We start from the raw sequence: 16,503 nt of genomic DNA, 5'->3' as shown, positions 1-16,503 counted from the left end.
AAGCAGCCCCGATTCAGATCAGTGCCCCAGGTAGACGGTCAAGGTCTGGCCTGGCTTGAGGGCATGCCCGCTGCGCGGATTCCAGCGCTTGAGGTGCTTCATCTCGACGTTGAACCGTTTCGCCACCAGATACAGTGAGTCGCCTTTGCGGACCTTGTACTGGGTAGAGCGCTTGGAGGATGCCGCCACCCGGCTGCCCGCCGCACTCCCGCCACGCAGCGCCAGCACCTGGCCGGCCTTTACCCGGCTACCCGGGAGCTTGTTCCAGCGCTGGATATCCTTGACCGAAACCCGGTTGGCCCTTGCAATGGTGCTCAGGCTGTCGCCGCGCTTCACGCGGTAGCTGCGGGCGCTGGCAGGCGCCTTGGCTTCAGCCACGGCGCGAGCGAACACGGCCTTGTTCGGCTGCAGGCTGATCAGTTGTTCAGGCTTGAGGTTGGACAGGCTGTCGGACAGCAGTTGCGCCTTGGCCGTCGGCACCAGCAATTGCTTGGGCCCATCCACGGTCATGCGCTTCTTGAAAGCCGGGTTGAGCTGGATCAGTTCGTCTTCGTCTATGTTGGCGAAGGCGGCAACCCGCGACAGGTCCAGGCGGTCATTGATGGCGACGGCTTCGAAGTAGGGCTCGTTGGCGATCGGGTTGAGATTCACGCCGTAGGCTTCGGGGGTCAGCACCACCTGCGACAGGGCCAGCAGTTTGGGCACGTAGTCGCGTGTTTCCTGCGGCAGGGGCAGGTTCCAGTAATCGGTTGGCAGGCCGAGTTTCTCGTTGCGCTCGATCGCCCGGCTGACGGTGCCTTCGCCGGCGTTATAGGCGGCCAGCGCCAGCAACCAGTCGCCGTTGAACATGTCGTGCAGGCGGCTCAGGTAGTCCAGCGCGGCATTGGTCGATGCGGTGATGTCGCGGCGACCATCGTAGAAATTGGTCTGGCGCAGGTTGAAGTGGCGCCCCGTGGAGGGGATGAACTGCCACATGCCTGCAGCATGGGCGCGCGAGTAGGCCATGGGATTGTAGGCGCTTTCGATCGCCGGCAACAGGGCCAGCTCCAGCGGCATGTCGCGTTCTTCCAGGCGCTCGACGATGTAGTGCAGGTACAGGCTGCCGCGCTCACCGGCGTTTTCCAGGAACGAGGGGTTGCTGGCAAACCACAGCCGCTGCTGCTCGATGCGCGGGTTGACGTCGATGGTGTCTTGCAGGGCGAAGCCCTGGCGCATGCGCTCCCACACATCCTGGGGCGCCTGCTCGGCTGGTTTGACCGCGAGGGGAGCGGGTTTGTGTTTGATCCGCGCCTGGTAGCTGTGCGCGCGAACGCTATCGGATTCGTCGAGCTGACGGGTGCTCTGGCAACCCACCAGGGTGGCGGCCAGCGCCAGCGCACTGATTTGGGCCAGGCGCGTCAGGGCGACTGAATGAGCGGTTCTGCGGCTTGGGGAAGACATCGGCGGGGACGGGTATCCGGGCAAAAAATTTCGGCGATTCTAGAAACCGCATCCCGCCGGGTCAACCTTGCAGCGCATGTTGCGATATATCTTCAGGTTATCAGAAGGTGTCCTTCCAAGACCTCAAGGCAGCAAAAACAGCGACATGCGTGGCGTTTGAATGTCCCTTCCATTCGTCAGCTTTTTGTTTAACTAATGTTTCAGCGGTACGTAAAAAAGGGTTAGTCAGCCGTTCCAGGCCGATGGTTGATGGCAATGTGATGCGATTGTCGGCCCGCAGCCGGGTAACATCATCGAAACGTTGCAGAACGTGCGGGTTTTGCGGCTCGACGGCCTTGGCGAAGCGCAAATTGCTCAGGGTGTACTCGTGGGCGCAGTACACCTCGGTACGCTCCGGCAGCGCGGCCAACCTGGCGAGGGCGGGCTGCATCTGCTCTGGCGTGCCCTCGAACATCCGCCCGCAGCCGGCGGCGAACAGCGTGTCGCCGCTGAACAGCACCGGCGTCGCGGGCTGGTCGCTGAAGAAGGCAATATGGCCCAGCGTGTGCCCCGGCACTGCCAGGACCTGGAAGGTCACGCCCAGCACGGTCACCCTGTCACCCTCGTCCAATGCAAGGTCGCGGCACGGGATGCGCTCGTTGGCGGGGCCGCAGACGCGCGCACCGGTCAGCGCTTTCAGCTGCTCGACTCCGCCGACGTGGTCATTGTGGTGGTGGGTGATCAGGATATCCTCCAGCAGCCAGTCAGGATGGGCGGCCAGCCAGGCCTGCACCGGTCCGGCATCGCCAGGATCGACCACCGCGCAGCGGCGTTTGGCAGTATCCTGTAACAACCAGATGTAGTTGTCGGAGAAAGCGGGGAGCGCATCGATCTGTATCATGGTGTGGATCCGTATCGCCAAGCGTGGCACATGAGGGCATCTTAGCCGCGATGGCGCGGTGCGAGAACCTTCGAGGGAGAGCGCAAATGACCGACCAACCCTTTGCCCAGGCCGACCCGGCCTGGGTCGAGCTGATCAGCCTGGCCCGTGACTGGTTCCACGGCCCGCTCGGCCAGCTGATGCTCAAAGAAGAGGAAAAATTGCTGGAGGAGGAGCTCGGGCGCTTCTTCGGTGGTTACCTGGTGCATTATGGCCCCTGCGCCGAGGCACCGCCCAGCGCCCCTCAGGTCCAGCGCAACGTGCGCCTGGGCGCGCCGTTGCCGGGGGTGGAGATCGTCTGTGAAGAGCAGGCCTGGCCCTTGAGCGAGCACGCCGCCGACGTGGTGGTGCTGCAACACGGCCTGGACTTCTGCCTGTCGCCCCATGGTTTGCTGCGCGAAGCCGCCAGTGCCGTACGCCCCGGTGGCCATCTGCTGATCGTCGGCATCAACCCCTGGAGCAGCTGGGGCATACGCCACTTCTTCAGCCACGGCGCGCTGCGCAAGGCCCGCTGCATCTCGCCGTCACGGGTGGGTGACTGGCTCAACCTGCTGGGCTTCGCGCTGGAGAAACGCCGCTTCGGGTGCTATCGTCCGCCGCTTGCCTCACCGGCTTGGCAACAACGCCTGGCGGGCTGGGAACGGGTGGCGGGCGGTTGGCAGAGCTCCGGTGGCGGGGTTTACCTGCTGGTAGCGCGCAAGATGGTGGTCGGCCTGAGGCCGCTGCGCCAGGAGCGCCGCGAGCCGATGGGCAAGCTGCTGCCGTTGCCCCTGGCCAAGGTCAACCGCACCGCGGTCAGCCCGGATACCGAAAAGCACTGAACATGAGTGGTACATGAGCGATAGCGTCGAGTTGTATACCGATGGTGCCTGCAAGGGCAACCCTGGCCCTGGTGGCTGGGGCGTCCTGTTGATCTACAAGGGCGTCGAAAAGGAGCTGTGGGGCGGCGAGCGCGAAACCACCAACAACCGCATGGAACTGATGGCCGCGATCCAGGGCTTGATGGCGCTCAAGCGCGAATGCGAGGTGGTGTTGACCACCGACTCGCAATACGTGATGAAGGGCATCAACGAGTGGATGGTCAACTGGAAGAAACGCGGCTGGAAGACGGCCGCGAAAGAGCCAGTGAAGAATGCCGACCTGTGGCAGCAGCTCGATGAGCAGGTCAACCGCCACAAGGTCACCTGGAAGTGGGTGCGCGGGCACATCGGCCACCCCGGCAACGAGCGCGCTGACCAGTTGGCCAACCGTGGCGTCGACGAGGTACGCGCCAAACGTTGAGCTGGGGTACAATCCCCAGCTTTGTAACTGATGCAAGTTGGAGCGCCCCGCGTGGAGCAGCAGCAAGATAAACGCCTGGTCATTCTCGATACTGAAACCACCGGCATGCCGGTCAGTGAAGGCCACCGGATCATCGAGATCGGCTGCGTCGAGGTCATTGGCCGGCGCCTGACCGGTCGGCACTTCCACGTCTATCTGCAACCGGACCGCGAGAGTGACGAGGGCGCGATCAACGTCCACGGCATCACCGACGCTTTTTTGGTCGGCAAGCCGCGCTTCGGCGATGTAGCCGAGGAATTCTTCGAATTCATTCAGGGTGCCACGCTGGTCATCCATAACGCCGCGTTCGACGTCGGTTTCATCAATAACGAGTTCGCCCTGCTCGGCCAGCGTGACCGTGCCGACATCTCGCAGCATTGCACCATCCTCGACACCCTGTTGCTGGCCCGGGCCCGGCACCCGGGGCAGCGCAACAGCCTCGACGCGCTGTGCAAGCGTTACGACATCGACAACTCCGGCCGTGAACTGCACGGCGCGTTGCTTGACTCGGAGTTGTTGGCCGACGTCTACCTGGCGATGACCGGTGGCCAGACCAGCCTTTCGCTGGCTGGCAATGGGGCTGACGGTGACGCTGAAGGGCAGGGCAGTGGTGGCAGCGAGATCCGCCGGATCACCGGGCGTGCGCCTGGGCGGGTGATCATGGCCAGTGCCGAGGAGCTGGAGGCGCATGCAGAGCGGTTGGCGGCGATCGCCAAATCGGCGGGCGGGCCGTCGATGTGGCAGGCATTGACCGAAACGCCAGCCGGTTGATGCTGGGCCTGCCATGGCCTTGTCGCCGGTAAGCCCACAGGCTCTTTACTGAACTGCAGGCCCGTACAGGAAACGGCGTGCCTGCGACAGGGCCGCACTGACAACACCAGGCTCTACTACCCTGTGAGAGACGCTCTGTCCTTCGGAGGTAGCAGCCTGATGTACAAGGACCTCAAGTTCCCCATCCTCATCGTCCACCGCGCCATCAAGGCCGACAGCGTAGCCGGCGAGCGCGTGCGGGGGATAGCCGAGGAACTGCGCCAGGACGGCTTCGCCATTCTTGCCGCCGCAGACAATGCCGAAGCGCGCCTGGTCGCTGCCACTCATCATGGGCTGGCCTGCATGCTGATCGCCGCCGAAGGTGTTGGCGAAAACACCCACCTGCTGCAGAACATGGCCGAATTGATCCGCCTGGCCCGCCAGCGTGCGCCTGACCTGCCAATCTTCGCCCTGGGCGAACAGGTCACCTTGGAGAACGCTCCCGCTGAAGCGATGAGCGAGCTCAACCAGCTGCGCGGCATCCTTTACCTGTTCGAGGACACCGTGCCATTCCTCGCCCGCCAGGTAGCACGTGCTGCCCACAACTACCTCGACGGCTTGCTGCCGCCGTTCTTCAAGGCCCTGGTACAGCACACTGCGCAGTCCAATTATTCCTGGCACACGCCCGGCCATGGCGGTGGCGTGGCCTATCGCAAAAGCCCGGTGGGTCAAGCTTTCCATCAATTCTTCGGCGAAAATACCCTGCGTTCGGACTTGTCCGTCTCGGTGCCAGAACTGGGCTCGCTGCTCGATCACACGGGACCTTTGGCAGCGGCTGAAGCCAGGGCGGCGCGCAATTTTCGCGCCGACCATACCTTCTTCGTGATCAATGGCACCTCCACCGCCAACAAGATCGTCTGGCATGCCATGGTCGGCCGTGATGACCTGGTGCTGGTCGACCGTAACTGCCACAAGTCGGTGGTCCACGCCATCATCATGACGGGCGCCATTCCCATTTACCTGTCCCCGGAGCGCAATGAGCTTGGGATCATCGGGCCGATCCCGCTCAGCGAATTCAGCGCTGAGTCGATCCAGGCCAAGGTGCGCGCCAACCCTTTGGCCAAAGGGCGCGAACCACGCATCAAACTGGCGGTGGTGACCAATTCAACCTATGACGGGCTGTGCTACCACGCCGGGCTGATCAAGCAGGCTCTGGGTAGCAACGCCGAGGTGCTGCACTTCGATGAAGCCTGGTTCGCCTACGCCGCGTTCCATGAGTTTTTCACCGGGCGCTATGCGATGGGTACGGCCTGCACCGAGGGCAGCCCGTTGGTGTTCAGCACGCACTCCACGCACAAACTGCTGGCTGCCTTCAGCCAGGCGTCGATGATCCATGTGCAGGACGGCGCCCAGCGCCAGCTGGACCGTGATCGCTTCAATGAAGCCTTCATGATGCATATCTCCACCTCACCGCAATACAGCATCCTCGCTTCTCTGGATGTGGCTTCGACCATGATGGAGGGGCCTGCAGGGCGCTCGCTGCTGCAAGAGATGTTTGACGAGGCACTGAGCTTTCGTCGCGCCCTGGCCAACTTGCATGCACATATGCCTGCCCCCGATTGGTGGTTCAGCATCTGGCAGCCGCCGGGGGCTGAGGGTATCGACCAGCTCGCGGCGCAGGACTGGCTGCTGCAACCCGGCGCGCAGTGGCATGGCTTTGGCGAACTGGCGGGCGATTATGTGTTGCTCGACCCACTGAAGGTCACCTTGGTGATGCCGGGGTTGCGAGCCGACGGTGTGTTGGACGAGCAGGGCATCCCGGCGGCAGTGGTCAGCAAGTTTCTATGGGAACGCGGGTTGGTGGTGGAGAAGACCGGCCTTTACAGCTTCCTGGTGCTGTTCTCGATGGGCATCACCAAGGGCAAGTGGAGCACACTGCTGACCGAGTTGCTGGAGTTCAAACGCCATCACGATGGCAATACCCCGCTAAGCCAGTGCCTGCCGAGCATCGTTGCAGTCGACACCGCACGCTACCACGGCCTCGGGCTGCGCGACCTGTGCCGCCAGCTGCATCAATGCTATCGGGTCAATGCCACGGCCAAGCAGCTCAAAGGCTTGTTCGGACGCTTGCCGGAAGTCGCCCTCAGCCCGGCCCAAGCCTACGACCATATGGTGCGCGGTGAGGTGGAAGCGGTGCCGATCGAGGCATTGCTCGGCCGCGTTTCGGCAGTCATGCTGGTGCCATACCCTCCAGGCATACCCCTGATCATGCCGGGGGAACGGTTCACCGAAGCGACCCGCCCGATCCTCGACTACCTGGCGTTTGCCCGCGCCTTCAACAGCGATTTTCCCGGTTTCGTCGCCGATGTTCACGGCCTGCAGAATGAGTCGGGAAGCTATACGGTCGATTGCGTCAAGGGATGCGAATGATCTCGACGCCGGTCTGGACCAGTTCAAAGCGGTCTTCACCCAAGTGGTTGACGCGATCGCCGATGGCCAGGCGATAGGTGGTAACCGGCGCGCCCAGTGCGCTGCCGTCAGCCTGCAGGGTGGACTCTTGGAACTCGTGCACGGGGTAGATACGGCCTTCGGCGTCTCGGGCGTGGAATTGGCCGACCATTACTGCTGCCATTTAGGTGAAAACCTCTGAATTACGTGGGAAATGTCTGCAGGAATAGACCGTGGATGGTACCTGGAAGTTTTCTGCCGGAGGAAAAAAACCTTAGCGCCGGGCGATGGTCATCTATAACTACAACGTCTCTTACCCCAGCAAAGGTTGAAAATCGCCATGAGCCAGGTGTATTCGGTAGCGGTCGTCGTCGGCAGCTTGCGCAAGGAATCGTACAACCGCAAGGTGGCCCGTGCCCTTTCAGAGCTGGCACCGTCCAGTCTCTCCCTGAAAATCGTCGAAATCGGCGATCTGCCCATGTACAACGAGGATGTCGAGGCTGCGGGTGTGCCTGAGCCGTGGAAGCGCTTTCGCGATGAGATCCGGCACAGCGACGCGGTGCTGTTCGTCACTCCGGAGTACAACCGCTCCATACCGGGCTGCCTGAAAAATGCCATCGATGTGGGTTCGCGTCCCTATGGGCAAAGCGCCTGGAGTGGCAAACCTGCGGCAGTGGTGAGCGTGTCGCCCGGGGCCATTGGCGGGTTCGGCGCCAACCATGCCGTGCGGCAGTCGCTGGTGTTTCTCGACATGCCCTGCATGCAGATGCCCGAAGCTTATATCGGAGGGGCGGCCAGCCTCTTCGAGGACAGTGGCAAGCTCAATGACAAGACCCGGCCCTTCCTGCAGGGCTTCATCGATAAGTTCGCCTCCTGGGTGAAGCTGAACAGGGCAGTCTGAGCCGGCCCTGTCGCCGGCACGCCGGCTCTCACAGATACCCCATCGTTGATGAAACAGCGGGGCCGTCATGGGAGCCGGGGCGCCGACGAAAGCAGCAACGAACACCGGTCAGAACGTCTGCGGCATCTCCCCCTTGGCCAACCGCCGGTTGATATCGGCGACCACCTCGGGCAGGTCATTGATGGTATCGATCAGGTAGTGCGGGCGTGACGCTGCGAACATCTCATGAATTCGCTTGCGTTCACTTTCCAGCTTCTCGGCGCTCAGCGCCTGGTACCCTTCCCAGGTCAGCCCGAGCGCGTTGCCCGAGCACACCAGTGCCACGGTCCACATGCCGGCACGGCGCCCTTCGAGGATGCCCGGCACGGTGTCGTCGACCTTGACGCAGGCCGCCACATCATCAATGCCCAAGGCAATCACATTGGCCAGTGCCTGTGCCGGCCAGGGGCGGCCATTGGGGGTTTCGTCGGTGGCCACCACATGGTCGGCGACATAGCCGTTGCGTGCCGCCAGTTCGACGACCTTGTCCATCACCACTTTCGGGTAGCCCGAGCAGGAGCCGATTTTCAAGCCGTCCTGGCGCAGGCCGGTGAGGGTGTCCAGAGCGCCGTGGATCAGCGCCGAATGCACGGCGATCTTCTCGATCTGCAGCGGCATGAAGCGGTTATAGATGGCGGTGACGTCATCGTCGGTCGGCGTGCGGCCGAACACGTTGCGATAGCGCTCGGCAATTTCCGGCACGTCGCACAGCGTGCGAATGTGGTCCCACTTGCCCATGCCCATAGGGCCGCGCGCTTCCTCGATGGACACCTGCACGTCGAACTCGGCAAAGGCTTCGACAAAGATCTGTGTGGGGGCGAACGAGCCGAAATCGACCACGGTGCCGGCCCAGTCGAGGATGGCGGCTTGCAGCTGGGTGGGGTTGTTGTAGTTCATGTGCGCTAATTCCTGAATTCGGGTGGGCAAAGGGTCAGATGTCCAGCACTTCCATTTCCCGCAGCACGTCGGCCACGGCATTCACGGCGGCCTGCATGCCATCGGCACCGACCACGCCGATGCAGCCGACGCGGAAGGTTTCGACCTGGGTCAGCTTGCCCGGGTAGAGGATGAAGCCCTTGGCCTTGACCCGCTCGTAGAAGTCCTTGAACTGGTAGCGGGCATCGTTCGGTGCGTGGAACGTGACGATGATCGGCGCCTGGATATCGGCGGGCAGGAAGCTGCGCAGGCCGATGGCGGCCATGCCGTCGAGCAGGGTCTTGCAGTTGTCGGCGTAGCGTCGGTGGCGCGCCGGCAGGCCGCCTTCCTCGTTGTATTGCTGCAGGGCTTCGTGCAGGGCCGCGACCACATGAGTGGGTGGGGTAAAGCGCCATTGGCCGGTCTTGGCCATGTAGGCGTGCTGGTCGTGCAGGTCCATGGCCAGCGAATGGGCATTGCCCTCGGCAGCGGCCAGGGCGGCTTTTTCGGCGAAGACGAAGCCCATGCCGGGTACGCCTTCCAGGCACTTGCCGGAGGCGGCGATCAGCGCTTCGAAAGGGATTTCGCGGGCATCGATGGGTAGCGCGCCGAACGAGCTCATGGCATCGATGATCAGGCGCTTGCCGTGGCGTTGGATCACCTGGGCGATCTCGGGCAGCGGGTTGAGGATGCCGGTGCTGGTTTCGCAGTGGATCAACGCCACATGGGTCACGGCGGGGTCGGCAGCCAGCAGGCGGTCGACATCGGCGGCGGTGGTCGGTTGGTCTTCGGCGCTTTCGAAGGTGCTGTAGGTGCGGCCCAGCACGTTGCAGATCTTCGCCAGGCGCTGGCCATAAGCCCCATTGATCAGCACCAGGACCTTGCCATCGCGTGGCACCAGGGTGCCGATGGCCGCTTCCACGGCAAAGGTGCCACTGCCTTGCAGGGGGACGCAGTGGTGGCTGGCGGCGCCGTCGATGATTGCCAGCAGTTGCTCGCAGACACTGGCAGTCAACTGATTGAAGTCGCGGTCCCAGGAGCCCCAGTCCACCAGCATCGCTTGGCGGGTGCGCAGTGATGTGGTCAGGGGACCTGGGGTCAGCAGAATAGGGGCGTTGCTCATTCCGTTATTCCTCGCAAGCGGTGGGCTGAAACTACGAGGCCTAGGTTGCAATTCGCGCTTCCATCAATCAAATTGTTTGTTGTTATCCCAGCTATAAGTCAGGCCGATAAATATGAACCTGTTTCAGCTGCGTGCCTTCGATGCAGTGGCCCGTGAGGGCAGCTTTACCCGTGCTGCCGAGCGCCTGTTCATCAGCCAGCCGGCAGTGACCGGGCACGTCAAGGCTCTGGAGGAGCACTACCAGATCACCTTGCTGCGGCGCACGGCGCGGCGCGTGGAATTGACCGAGGAGGGCACGCGGCTGGCGGCCATCACCCGGGCCATGTTCGGCCTGGCTGAAGAGGCACAGGCCATGCTCGAAGCCAACCGGCAACTGCTGACCGGGCGCCTGGAGGTGGCTGCCGATGGCCCGCACCGGGTCATGCCCATGCTGGCGCAGTTACGCGAGCGCTACCCCGGCATTACGGTCAATCTGCGTCTGGGTAACGCTCAGGAGACGCTGGCTGCCCTGTTGTCCGAGCATGCCGATGTGGCGGTGCTGACAGAGATCGAGCCACGCAAGGGCCTGTATCTTCAGAGCCTGTGCCAATCCCGCTTGTGTGCGTTGTTGCCAGCAGGGCACGCCTGGGCTGGGGGCGAGGGTGACCTGGCCTTGGCCGAGCTGCACCAGCAGATCATGGTGCTGCGCGAACCCAGCTCCACTACCCGGCGCACCTTCGACAAGGCCTGCGCTACAGCTGGCGTGCAGCCCCGGGTGCAGCTGGAGCTGGACAGCCGTGAGGCGGTCACCGAGGCAGTCGCATCGCAACTGGGCATCGGCGTGGTGTCGTCTACCGAAGTGGCCAACGACCCCCGGGTGGTGGCGCGACCGTTAGGCGGCCAGGGCCTGGTCAACCAGCACATGGTTGGCTGCCTGGAGCGGCGCCGTGAGTTACGCTTGATCCAGGCATTCCTGGGCCTGGCGGCCAGCCTTTGAGCCGGGCCGAGATGCCGGCATAACCTGATGGACTGCAGATGAGCGAGAAAGACACCATTTCCATGCAACTGGTGCGTGAGGCCTTGTTGCAGACCTGCCCGGCGGGTGAGCCGGATGCGCCGCTGCTGGCCCGTGCCGGTATCGACGCCGGGCAGTTGCAGGCCCCGGATGCACGGGTCAGTGCCCAGGCCTATGCCCGGCTCTGGCGGTTGCTGGCGCGGCGCTGCAACGATGAATTCTTTGCCATGGACCCGCGCGGCCTGCGCAGCGGCAGCCTGGCGTTCCTGTGCCGGGCAAGCATGGCTCAGCCAACCTTGGGCGAGGGCCTGGAAACCGCGCTGGCGTTTCTTTCGCTGATGCTCGAGGACCTGCAGCCGAGCCTGGTGCGCCAGCAGGGCCTGGCCGAGATTGTCATCAATGAGCCGCGCGACCTCCCACGGCGGGCGTTCACCTATTTCACCTTCTGGATGATCGTGCATGGCGTGGCCTGCTGGCTGGCCGGGCGACGCATTGCCATCCTGGCCATCGAGCTGCGCTGTGCCGAGCCGCCGTACTGCGACGATTACCGGGTGATGTTCTCGCAGAACCTGCAGTTCGAGCGGCCGCGCACCCGCATGATCATCAGTGCCGATTGCCTTGACGTGCCACTGCGCCGCAGCCCCGAGGACCTGCAGCGCTTTCTGGCCGAAGCGCCTGGCAACATCCTGGTCAAGTACCGTGATCCGGCCAGCCTGGCGTGGCGCATCCGCAGCGACCTGCTGCAACTGGACCCGTCCCATTGGCCGGATGCCGACGCCCTGGCACGGGATTTGTGCCTGTCGCCGTCAACCTTGCGCCGTAGACTGGCGGAGGAGGGGCAGAGCTACCAGGTACTCAAGGACAGCGTCCGGCGTGAGCTGGCCATCGCCTGGTTGAGCCAGGCCGAAGCGCCCATGGGGGAAATCGCCGAGCGCCTTGGTTTTGCCGACGGCAGTTCGTTCTACAAGGCGTTTCGCAAGTGGTTCGGCTGCAACCCCGGGCATTACCGTGCGCTGATCCTGGCTCGGGGCGCGGCAGGCTGAAAGGGCGCCACTGCGACCTCAGGCGGTGGCTACGGTGGTATTTCCTCATGCCTTGCCCAGTGCCGGTTGGCGAGCATGCCAGCCCCATCTTTTGCTCCCGGCACACCCATGACTTCCATCGCCTTGAACCCTGTTACCCGCCATGAACAAGCAACCGATGCCTTCATCGCTGCCAGGCTACCCGACTGGCTCAAACGGGCCAGTCAGCCTCAGATCGCCGCCCTGCGCGCCAGCCTCAACGCCCACCACGCCAGCCAGGCCCGTCTGCGCGGGCTCACGTTGACCCTCGAGCCTCTGCAGCAGTTCGCCGAGAAACACCTGTCCGCAGTGCTGATCAAGCCGCTGCCCACAGGCATGACCCTGGCAGGGCTGGAGTGGCTGCAGGTATCGCCGCGCATTGGCACACTGCCCGGAACATTCCAACAGACTTACCGTTACTCGGCGGCTCGGCAGAATGGATTGCTCAGGCTGATGAGCAACTTCGGCCCTGACGAATCGTTTTTTCAGGGTACCGGGCTCGTACCCCCTGGGCGGGACACTCTGTTGACCGGCACGCCCGAGCAACTGGTTGAGACGTGCCGTGCGCTGGATGTCGGCCAGCTCTACCAGACCGAGCTGCGGAGTATTTTCAGTGCCACCACCCAAGACATTCTTGCCCAGGACAAGCGTTCGGGCCTGGCACTGGCTGCGCAGGTCGCAACCCTCAAGGGTGATATCGACGAGCAGGTGCAGCAAGCCTTGCGCAAGATGGTTGAGGGGGGTGGTGCCCATCCCGACGCGGGTCTGCACGGTTACCCCGGCTTGCTGGAGATGTTGGGCCAACGCGTGGCTGACGGGCTGTTCATTCGCTTGCGCGACGGTGTGGGCAATGATCGGGGTGTGGTCGTCTACCTGCCCAGTGATCCGGTGCAGGCCCTTCGCCGCTTCGACTCCACCGAGGCGATGAACACTGCGATGGTTGCAGCCTTGCAAGAGAAGGCCTACCGGGACTATTTCCTTCAGCTCATCAGCTTGCGGCATCGGGCAAGCGTCGCAGGTGTGCTCAGCGGACGCCTCAGGGATGCAAGGCCCGATCTGGCGCTCAAGGGCGCTACTGCGCCTGGCGACCTGTTCGCCGCGCTGGCCGCGCAACAGCTGCAGCGAGTCAAGGACGATGCCAGGCTGTTACTGGTACCCACAGCAGACGCTGATACGGCTGCCGCCCGCGCTCGCCATGCGGCCTGGCATGCTGCCGGCCTTGACTTGTTCAACCTGGCTGGGCTGTTCATCCCTGTCGTCGGCGCGCTGCTGCTGGGCCAACTGGTGGCGCAGACGCTTGGCGAAGTCTTCGAGGGCGTCGAGGACTGGGTCCGGGGGCATCAGCACGAGGCTCTGGAACACATGCTGGGGGTCGCCGAGACAGTGGCTGCCACAGGGGTGACCGCCGCCGCCGTGAGTTTTCTGCGCAGCAGCTTTGTCGATGGCTTGCAGCCTGTGAACGTGGGGGGACGGCGTGGCCTGTTGTGTTCCGATGACATCACCGCCTACGCGTCCAATCCCGGCACCATCGCCCTGCGTGACGATGGCCTCTATGGCGATGGCAACAGGCGCTGGATGCGCAGGGGCCAGCGTTACTATGAAGTACAGCGCAGTGAGCCTGAAGCCCCATACCGCTTGCGTCATCCTGGTGTGGACAAGGCGTACGGGCCAACGGTACTGCACAACGGCGAGCGCGGCTGGCGACTGCTGCGCGACCAGCCGCAACGCTGGAGCGACGTGCGCTGGATGCTCGACACCCTGTGGCCGCAGCATCCGGTCATTGATGCACAGCAGGCGGCGCAAGTGCTGCGGGTTGCCGGTATGGATGCCGAGGAGTTGCGGGGCGTGCTGGTCGAAAACCGGCCGGCGCCTGTAAACCTGCGTGAGACGTTGCGGCGCTTCGAGGCCCATGCACGTATCGAGTCGTTCTTCACGCGCCTGGCCAGCTACTCGCTGGCCACACAGGACAATGCATTGCTGGAGTGGTGCCAGGCCCGTTCCGCCAGTACCGACATCGATGTCCTGTTGCGTCAGCGCGCTGCGCTGCAGGGGCCTCTTCTCGAACAACTGAGCACGCCACCGGCTGTCGACGACGCCCTGCTGCCCTTGATAAAACGTGACTTCGCCGGTTTACCGCAAGCCTATGCGCAGGCACTGGCCACCCAGGCCAGCGAGGGTGAACGCTTCGTGGCGACGTCAGCTGGGCACGTGACGCTGGGGCTGGCAAACAAAGCCCGCTCCCTGCTGCGCTTGGCCAGGTTGAATCGTACGCTCGAGGGGCTTTACCTGCCCGCCAGCTATTGCAACGACACTGGCCAACTGGCGCTCACCCTGCTTCAGGGCGAGATGGAAAACAACGCAGGCGTGAGTTGCGAGGCGCTGAGCATCGAGTTGCGCGATACCGGCCCGCACGGGCGGCTGCTAAAGGTCGTTGGCACCGCTGTCGACCCTTTCGTGCGCAGGATCGTGGTGCGTAAAGACGGGCAGTTCCACCTTTACGATGGCTTGGGGCGCGGGTTGCCGTTCGGCCCTGGCAACCCGGCGAGCCTGTATGAAATGCTTGCCGCGGTGTTGGCGCCTGAGCATCGCGCGGCCTTGGGTATGGCCCAGGCCGACGCCGGTCCACAGCTACGCCAGCGACTGCTGGCCAGGCTTCCTGCCACGCACCGCGAGGTGGCTGAGCTCTTGCAATGGCCGGCTCAGGCTCAGTGGTTCAACCCAGGACGACGCTTGCCGGACGGGCGTGTTGGCTATCCGCTCAGTGGCCGTGCCGAGGGCGACAGCCGTTCGTTCCCTGCGCGCATTCGCGAGCGTTTGCGTCAGCTTTATCCCGGGCTGGATGAGGCGCAACTGGACCAGGAGCAGGCGCTTCTTGCAAGCGGGCAGCGGCCGGCCTATGAACGCCTCGTCGAGCTTGAGGATGACCATGATCAGTTGATTCGCCACCTCAACCGATGGAGCAGTGCTCAATTGGACGCACGGCGACGGGTACTCCGGCGGCGAGTGGCCGACGCCATTCTGCGGGCTTGGCGTTTGCAGGGGGACTGGATTTACGACGATGCGGGTACAGCAACAGGCCAGAACTTGTCCCTGAGCGGCATGTTGCTCAACAGTTTGCCGGACCTACCGGGTGTCATCGATTTCCACCGTGTAACCCGCCTGAGTCTGCAAAACTCGGCGGTCGATCTGGTGCCAGTGGACTTCTTGCGCCCATTTACTGCGCTGACCGAGCTTGACATGAGTTTCAACCGGTTGCGCAACATCCCGCTCGGGATCGCTTACCTGCCGCAACTACAGCGCTTGCGCCTGGCGCATAACCAGATCCGCTTCAACGCGCAGACCGTCGGTGTGCTGCAGGCAATGACTGCCTTGTCCCATCTTGACCTGAGCTACAACCGGCTGGAGCACCTTTATCTGGACTTCAACCATTTCTCGGCAATGACTCATCTGAACCTGCGCCACTGCCGGCTGGGAGCCTGGCCCAGCCGGCTCGAGCTGTGCGGCCAGTTGGTGCACTGCGACCTGAGCGACAACCAGTTGCGCGAACCACCGCAGGCGTTGCTGGCAATGCCTCATGCCTGGCGCCGGGGGCTGGTCGTCGACCGGAACCCGCTAAGGCGGGCGCAATTGCAACGGCTGTACGTGCTGGACCCCATCGAGGAACACGGACATTTGCCAGAATCGATGGCAAGGGTCGACTTGCCCCGTGCCCGAGCCTTGTGGCTGGGGCATGTCGCCGAAACCGATCAAGCAGCGCGCGGGTTGCTGTGGGACGGCCTGGTGGCCGAACCGGGCAGCGCGAGCTTCTTCCGTATTCTGGCGTGGCTGGAGCATACGGCTGATTATGCCCCGGCCATTGCTGATGGCGGCCGGGATGCGCTTGCGCGGGATGTATGGGCCGCGTTGCAGGCGGTCGAGAGCAACCCGGCGTTGCGCATACGCGTTTTTGAAGTGGCCAGCCAACCGGTTTCGTGCACGGACATGGTCCGTGACATTTTCAGTGATATTCATGTGAGGGTCTTGCTGGCCCAGGCTGAAACCGATGCGCGAGACCCGACGCAGCGGGGACGATTGATGGCATTCGGCCGGCAACTATTTCGGCTTGACCTGGTATGGCAGCAGGCCAGCCGGGCGATCATGCGCCTGGGCGCCGAGGGTGAACACGTGGGGCGTTCAGCCGTGTCGTTGGCATACCGGGTGCGTTTGCGCGAGCGCCTTGATTTGCCGGGCCAACCACGAGCGATGCGCTACCCGGACTCCGCCGGGGTGAGCGATGAGCAAGTCAATGACGTGCTTGCCGCTGTGCTCGCCAGTGAAACGATCGAGGCGCTGAGCCAAAGCCTGTTGAGCCGACTGTTCTGGCAAACCTGCCTTCGTGAACAGCACCGGCCGCTGTTCGAAGCGCTCAATGCCGACTATCTGCAGCGCAGGGCAAACTTGCGCGTTGTCCGGCCACCCATCCCGGCCGATCAGCTGCGTTCGCAGCTCGCTGATCTGGACGACCAAGAACAGCGCGATGCAGAGCGGCTGCTGGCAGGTTTGACCGAGTCTTACTTGCATGGGCTGGGCCGTGGAGACGGCTGACGGCCAAGG

13 protein-coding genes are annotated in these 16,503 nt (G+C 63.5%); 8 read left to right on the top strand and 5 right to left on the bottom strand.

Translation table 11 applies throughout. The annotated features are described in order from the left end of the window. Positions 1-18: 18 nt before the first annotated feature. Both ABRP30_RS18995 and gloB read right to left on the bottom strand, forming a co-directional pair. Complete coding sequence (locus ABRP30_RS18995) at positions 19-1,440, bottom strand: transglycosylase SLT domain-containing protein (RefSeq protein ID WP_349976331.1); 1,422 nt, start codon at positions 1,438-1,440, stop codon at positions 19-21. A 100-nt stretch (positions 1,441-1,540) separates the two neighbouring features. Continuing rightward, positions 1,541-2,320 (bottom strand): hydroxyacylglutathione hydrolase, encoded by a 780-nt coding sequence (gloB, locus tag ABRP30_RS18990; protein WP_267817369.1) that lies wholly within the window; start codon positions 2,318-2,320, stop codon positions 1,541-1,543. Positions 2,321-2,406: 86 nt separating this feature from the next. Between gloB and ABRP30_RS18985 the strand changes: the two genes are divergently transcribed. From ABRP30_RS18985 to ABRP30_RS18970, 4 genes are all read left to right on the top strand, one after another. Then, positions 2,407-3,180: a class I SAM-dependent methyltransferase gene (locus tag ABRP30_RS18985; RefSeq protein WP_241807012.1), complete on the top strand. Its 774-nt coding sequence runs from the start codon at positions 2,407-2,409 to the stop codon at positions 3,178-3,180. Positions 3,181-3,193: 13 nt separating this feature from the next. Further along, positions 3,194-3,640: a ribonuclease HI gene (rnhA, locus tag ABRP30_RS18980; RefSeq protein WP_012315304.1), complete on the top strand. Its 447-nt coding sequence runs from the start codon at positions 3,194-3,196 to the stop codon at positions 3,638-3,640. Positions 3,641-3,691: 51 nt separating this feature from the next. Next, the gene (gene dnaQ / locus ABRP30_RS18975; protein WP_241807011.1) at positions 3,692-4,450 is read left to right on the top strand and encodes a DNA polymerase III subunit epsilon; all 759 of its coding nucleotides are present in this window, start codon (positions 3,692-3,694) and stop codon (positions 4,448-4,450) included. Between the two features lie 159 nt (positions 4,451-4,609). Next, entirely contained in the window at positions 4,610-6,859 is a 2,250-nt protein-coding gene (locus ABRP30_RS18970) for an Orn/Lys/Arg decarboxylase N-terminal domain-containing protein (RefSeq protein ID WP_349976332.1), read from the top strand. Here ABRP30_RS18970 and ABRP30_RS18965 read toward each other — a convergent pair. Then, on the bottom strand, positions 6,843-7,061 hold the full coding sequence (locus tag ABRP30_RS18965; protein WP_241807009.1) for a hypothetical protein: 219 nt from the start codon (positions 7,059-7,061) through the stop codon (positions 6,843-6,845). The genes ABRP30_RS18970 and ABRP30_RS18965 overlap by 17 nt on opposite strands. A 156-nt stretch (positions 7,062-7,217) precedes the next feature. On the opposite strand from ABRP30_RS18965, the gene ABRP30_RS18960 reads away from it, so the two are divergent. Beyond that, positions 7,218-7,778 carry an NADPH-dependent FMN reductase gene (locus ABRP30_RS18960; RefSeq protein WP_349976333.1) on the top strand — a complete coding sequence of 187 codons (561 nt, stop codon included), beginning with the start codon at positions 7,218-7,220 and terminating at the stop codon, positions 7,776-7,778. Between the two features lie 108 nt (positions 7,779-7,886). On the opposite strand, the gene phnX is transcribed toward ABRP30_RS18960, so the two are convergent. Together phnX and ABRP30_RS18950 are read right to left on the bottom strand one after the other, a co-directional pair. Beyond that, on the bottom strand, positions 7,887-8,714 hold the full coding sequence (phnX, locus tag ABRP30_RS18955) for a phosphonoacetaldehyde hydrolase (protein ID WP_349976334.1): 828 nt from the start codon (positions 8,712-8,714) through the stop codon (positions 7,887-7,889). A gap of 34 nt (positions 8,715-8,748) precedes the next feature. Beyond that, complete coding sequence (locus tag ABRP30_RS18950; protein ID WP_349976335.1) at positions 8,749-9,855, bottom strand: 2-aminoethylphosphonate--pyruvate transaminase; 1,107 nt, start codon at positions 9,853-9,855, stop codon at positions 8,749-8,751. A 112-nt stretch (positions 9,856-9,967) separates the two neighbouring features. Between ABRP30_RS18950 and ABRP30_RS18945 the strand changes: the two genes are divergently transcribed. From ABRP30_RS18945 to ABRP30_RS18935, 3 genes are all read left to right on the top strand, one after another. Further along, positions 9,968-10,831 (top strand): LysR substrate-binding domain-containing protein, encoded by an 864-nt coding sequence (locus ABRP30_RS18945; protein ID WP_241807005.1) that lies wholly within the window; start codon positions 9,968-9,970, stop codon positions 10,829-10,831. A gap of 38 nt (positions 10,832-10,869) precedes the next feature. Then, positions 10,870-11,892 carry an AraC family transcriptional regulator gene (locus ABRP30_RS18940; protein WP_267817286.1) on the top strand — a complete coding sequence of 341 codons (1,023 nt, stop codon included), beginning with the start codon at positions 10,870-10,872 and terminating at the stop codon, positions 11,890-11,892. 108 nt (positions 11,893-12,000) lie between these two features. Beyond that, positions 12,001-16,494 (top strand): NEL-type E3 ubiquitin ligase domain-containing protein, encoded by a 4,494-nt coding sequence (locus tag ABRP30_RS18935; RefSeq protein ID WP_349976336.1) that lies wholly within the window; start codon positions 12,001-12,003, stop codon positions 16,492-16,494. Positions 16,495-16,503: the final 9 nt, after the last annotated feature.

It is taken from the genome of Pseudomonas sp. WHRI 8519 (assembly GCF_040224055.2).
Taxonomy (GTDB): domain Bacteria; phylum Pseudomonadota; class Gammaproteobacteria; order Pseudomonadales; family Pseudomonadaceae; genus Aquipseudomonas; species Aquipseudomonas putida_X.
The sequence above is the reverse complement of the archived record's forward strand: the minus strand, read 5'-3'. Positions and strand labels throughout refer to the sequence as shown.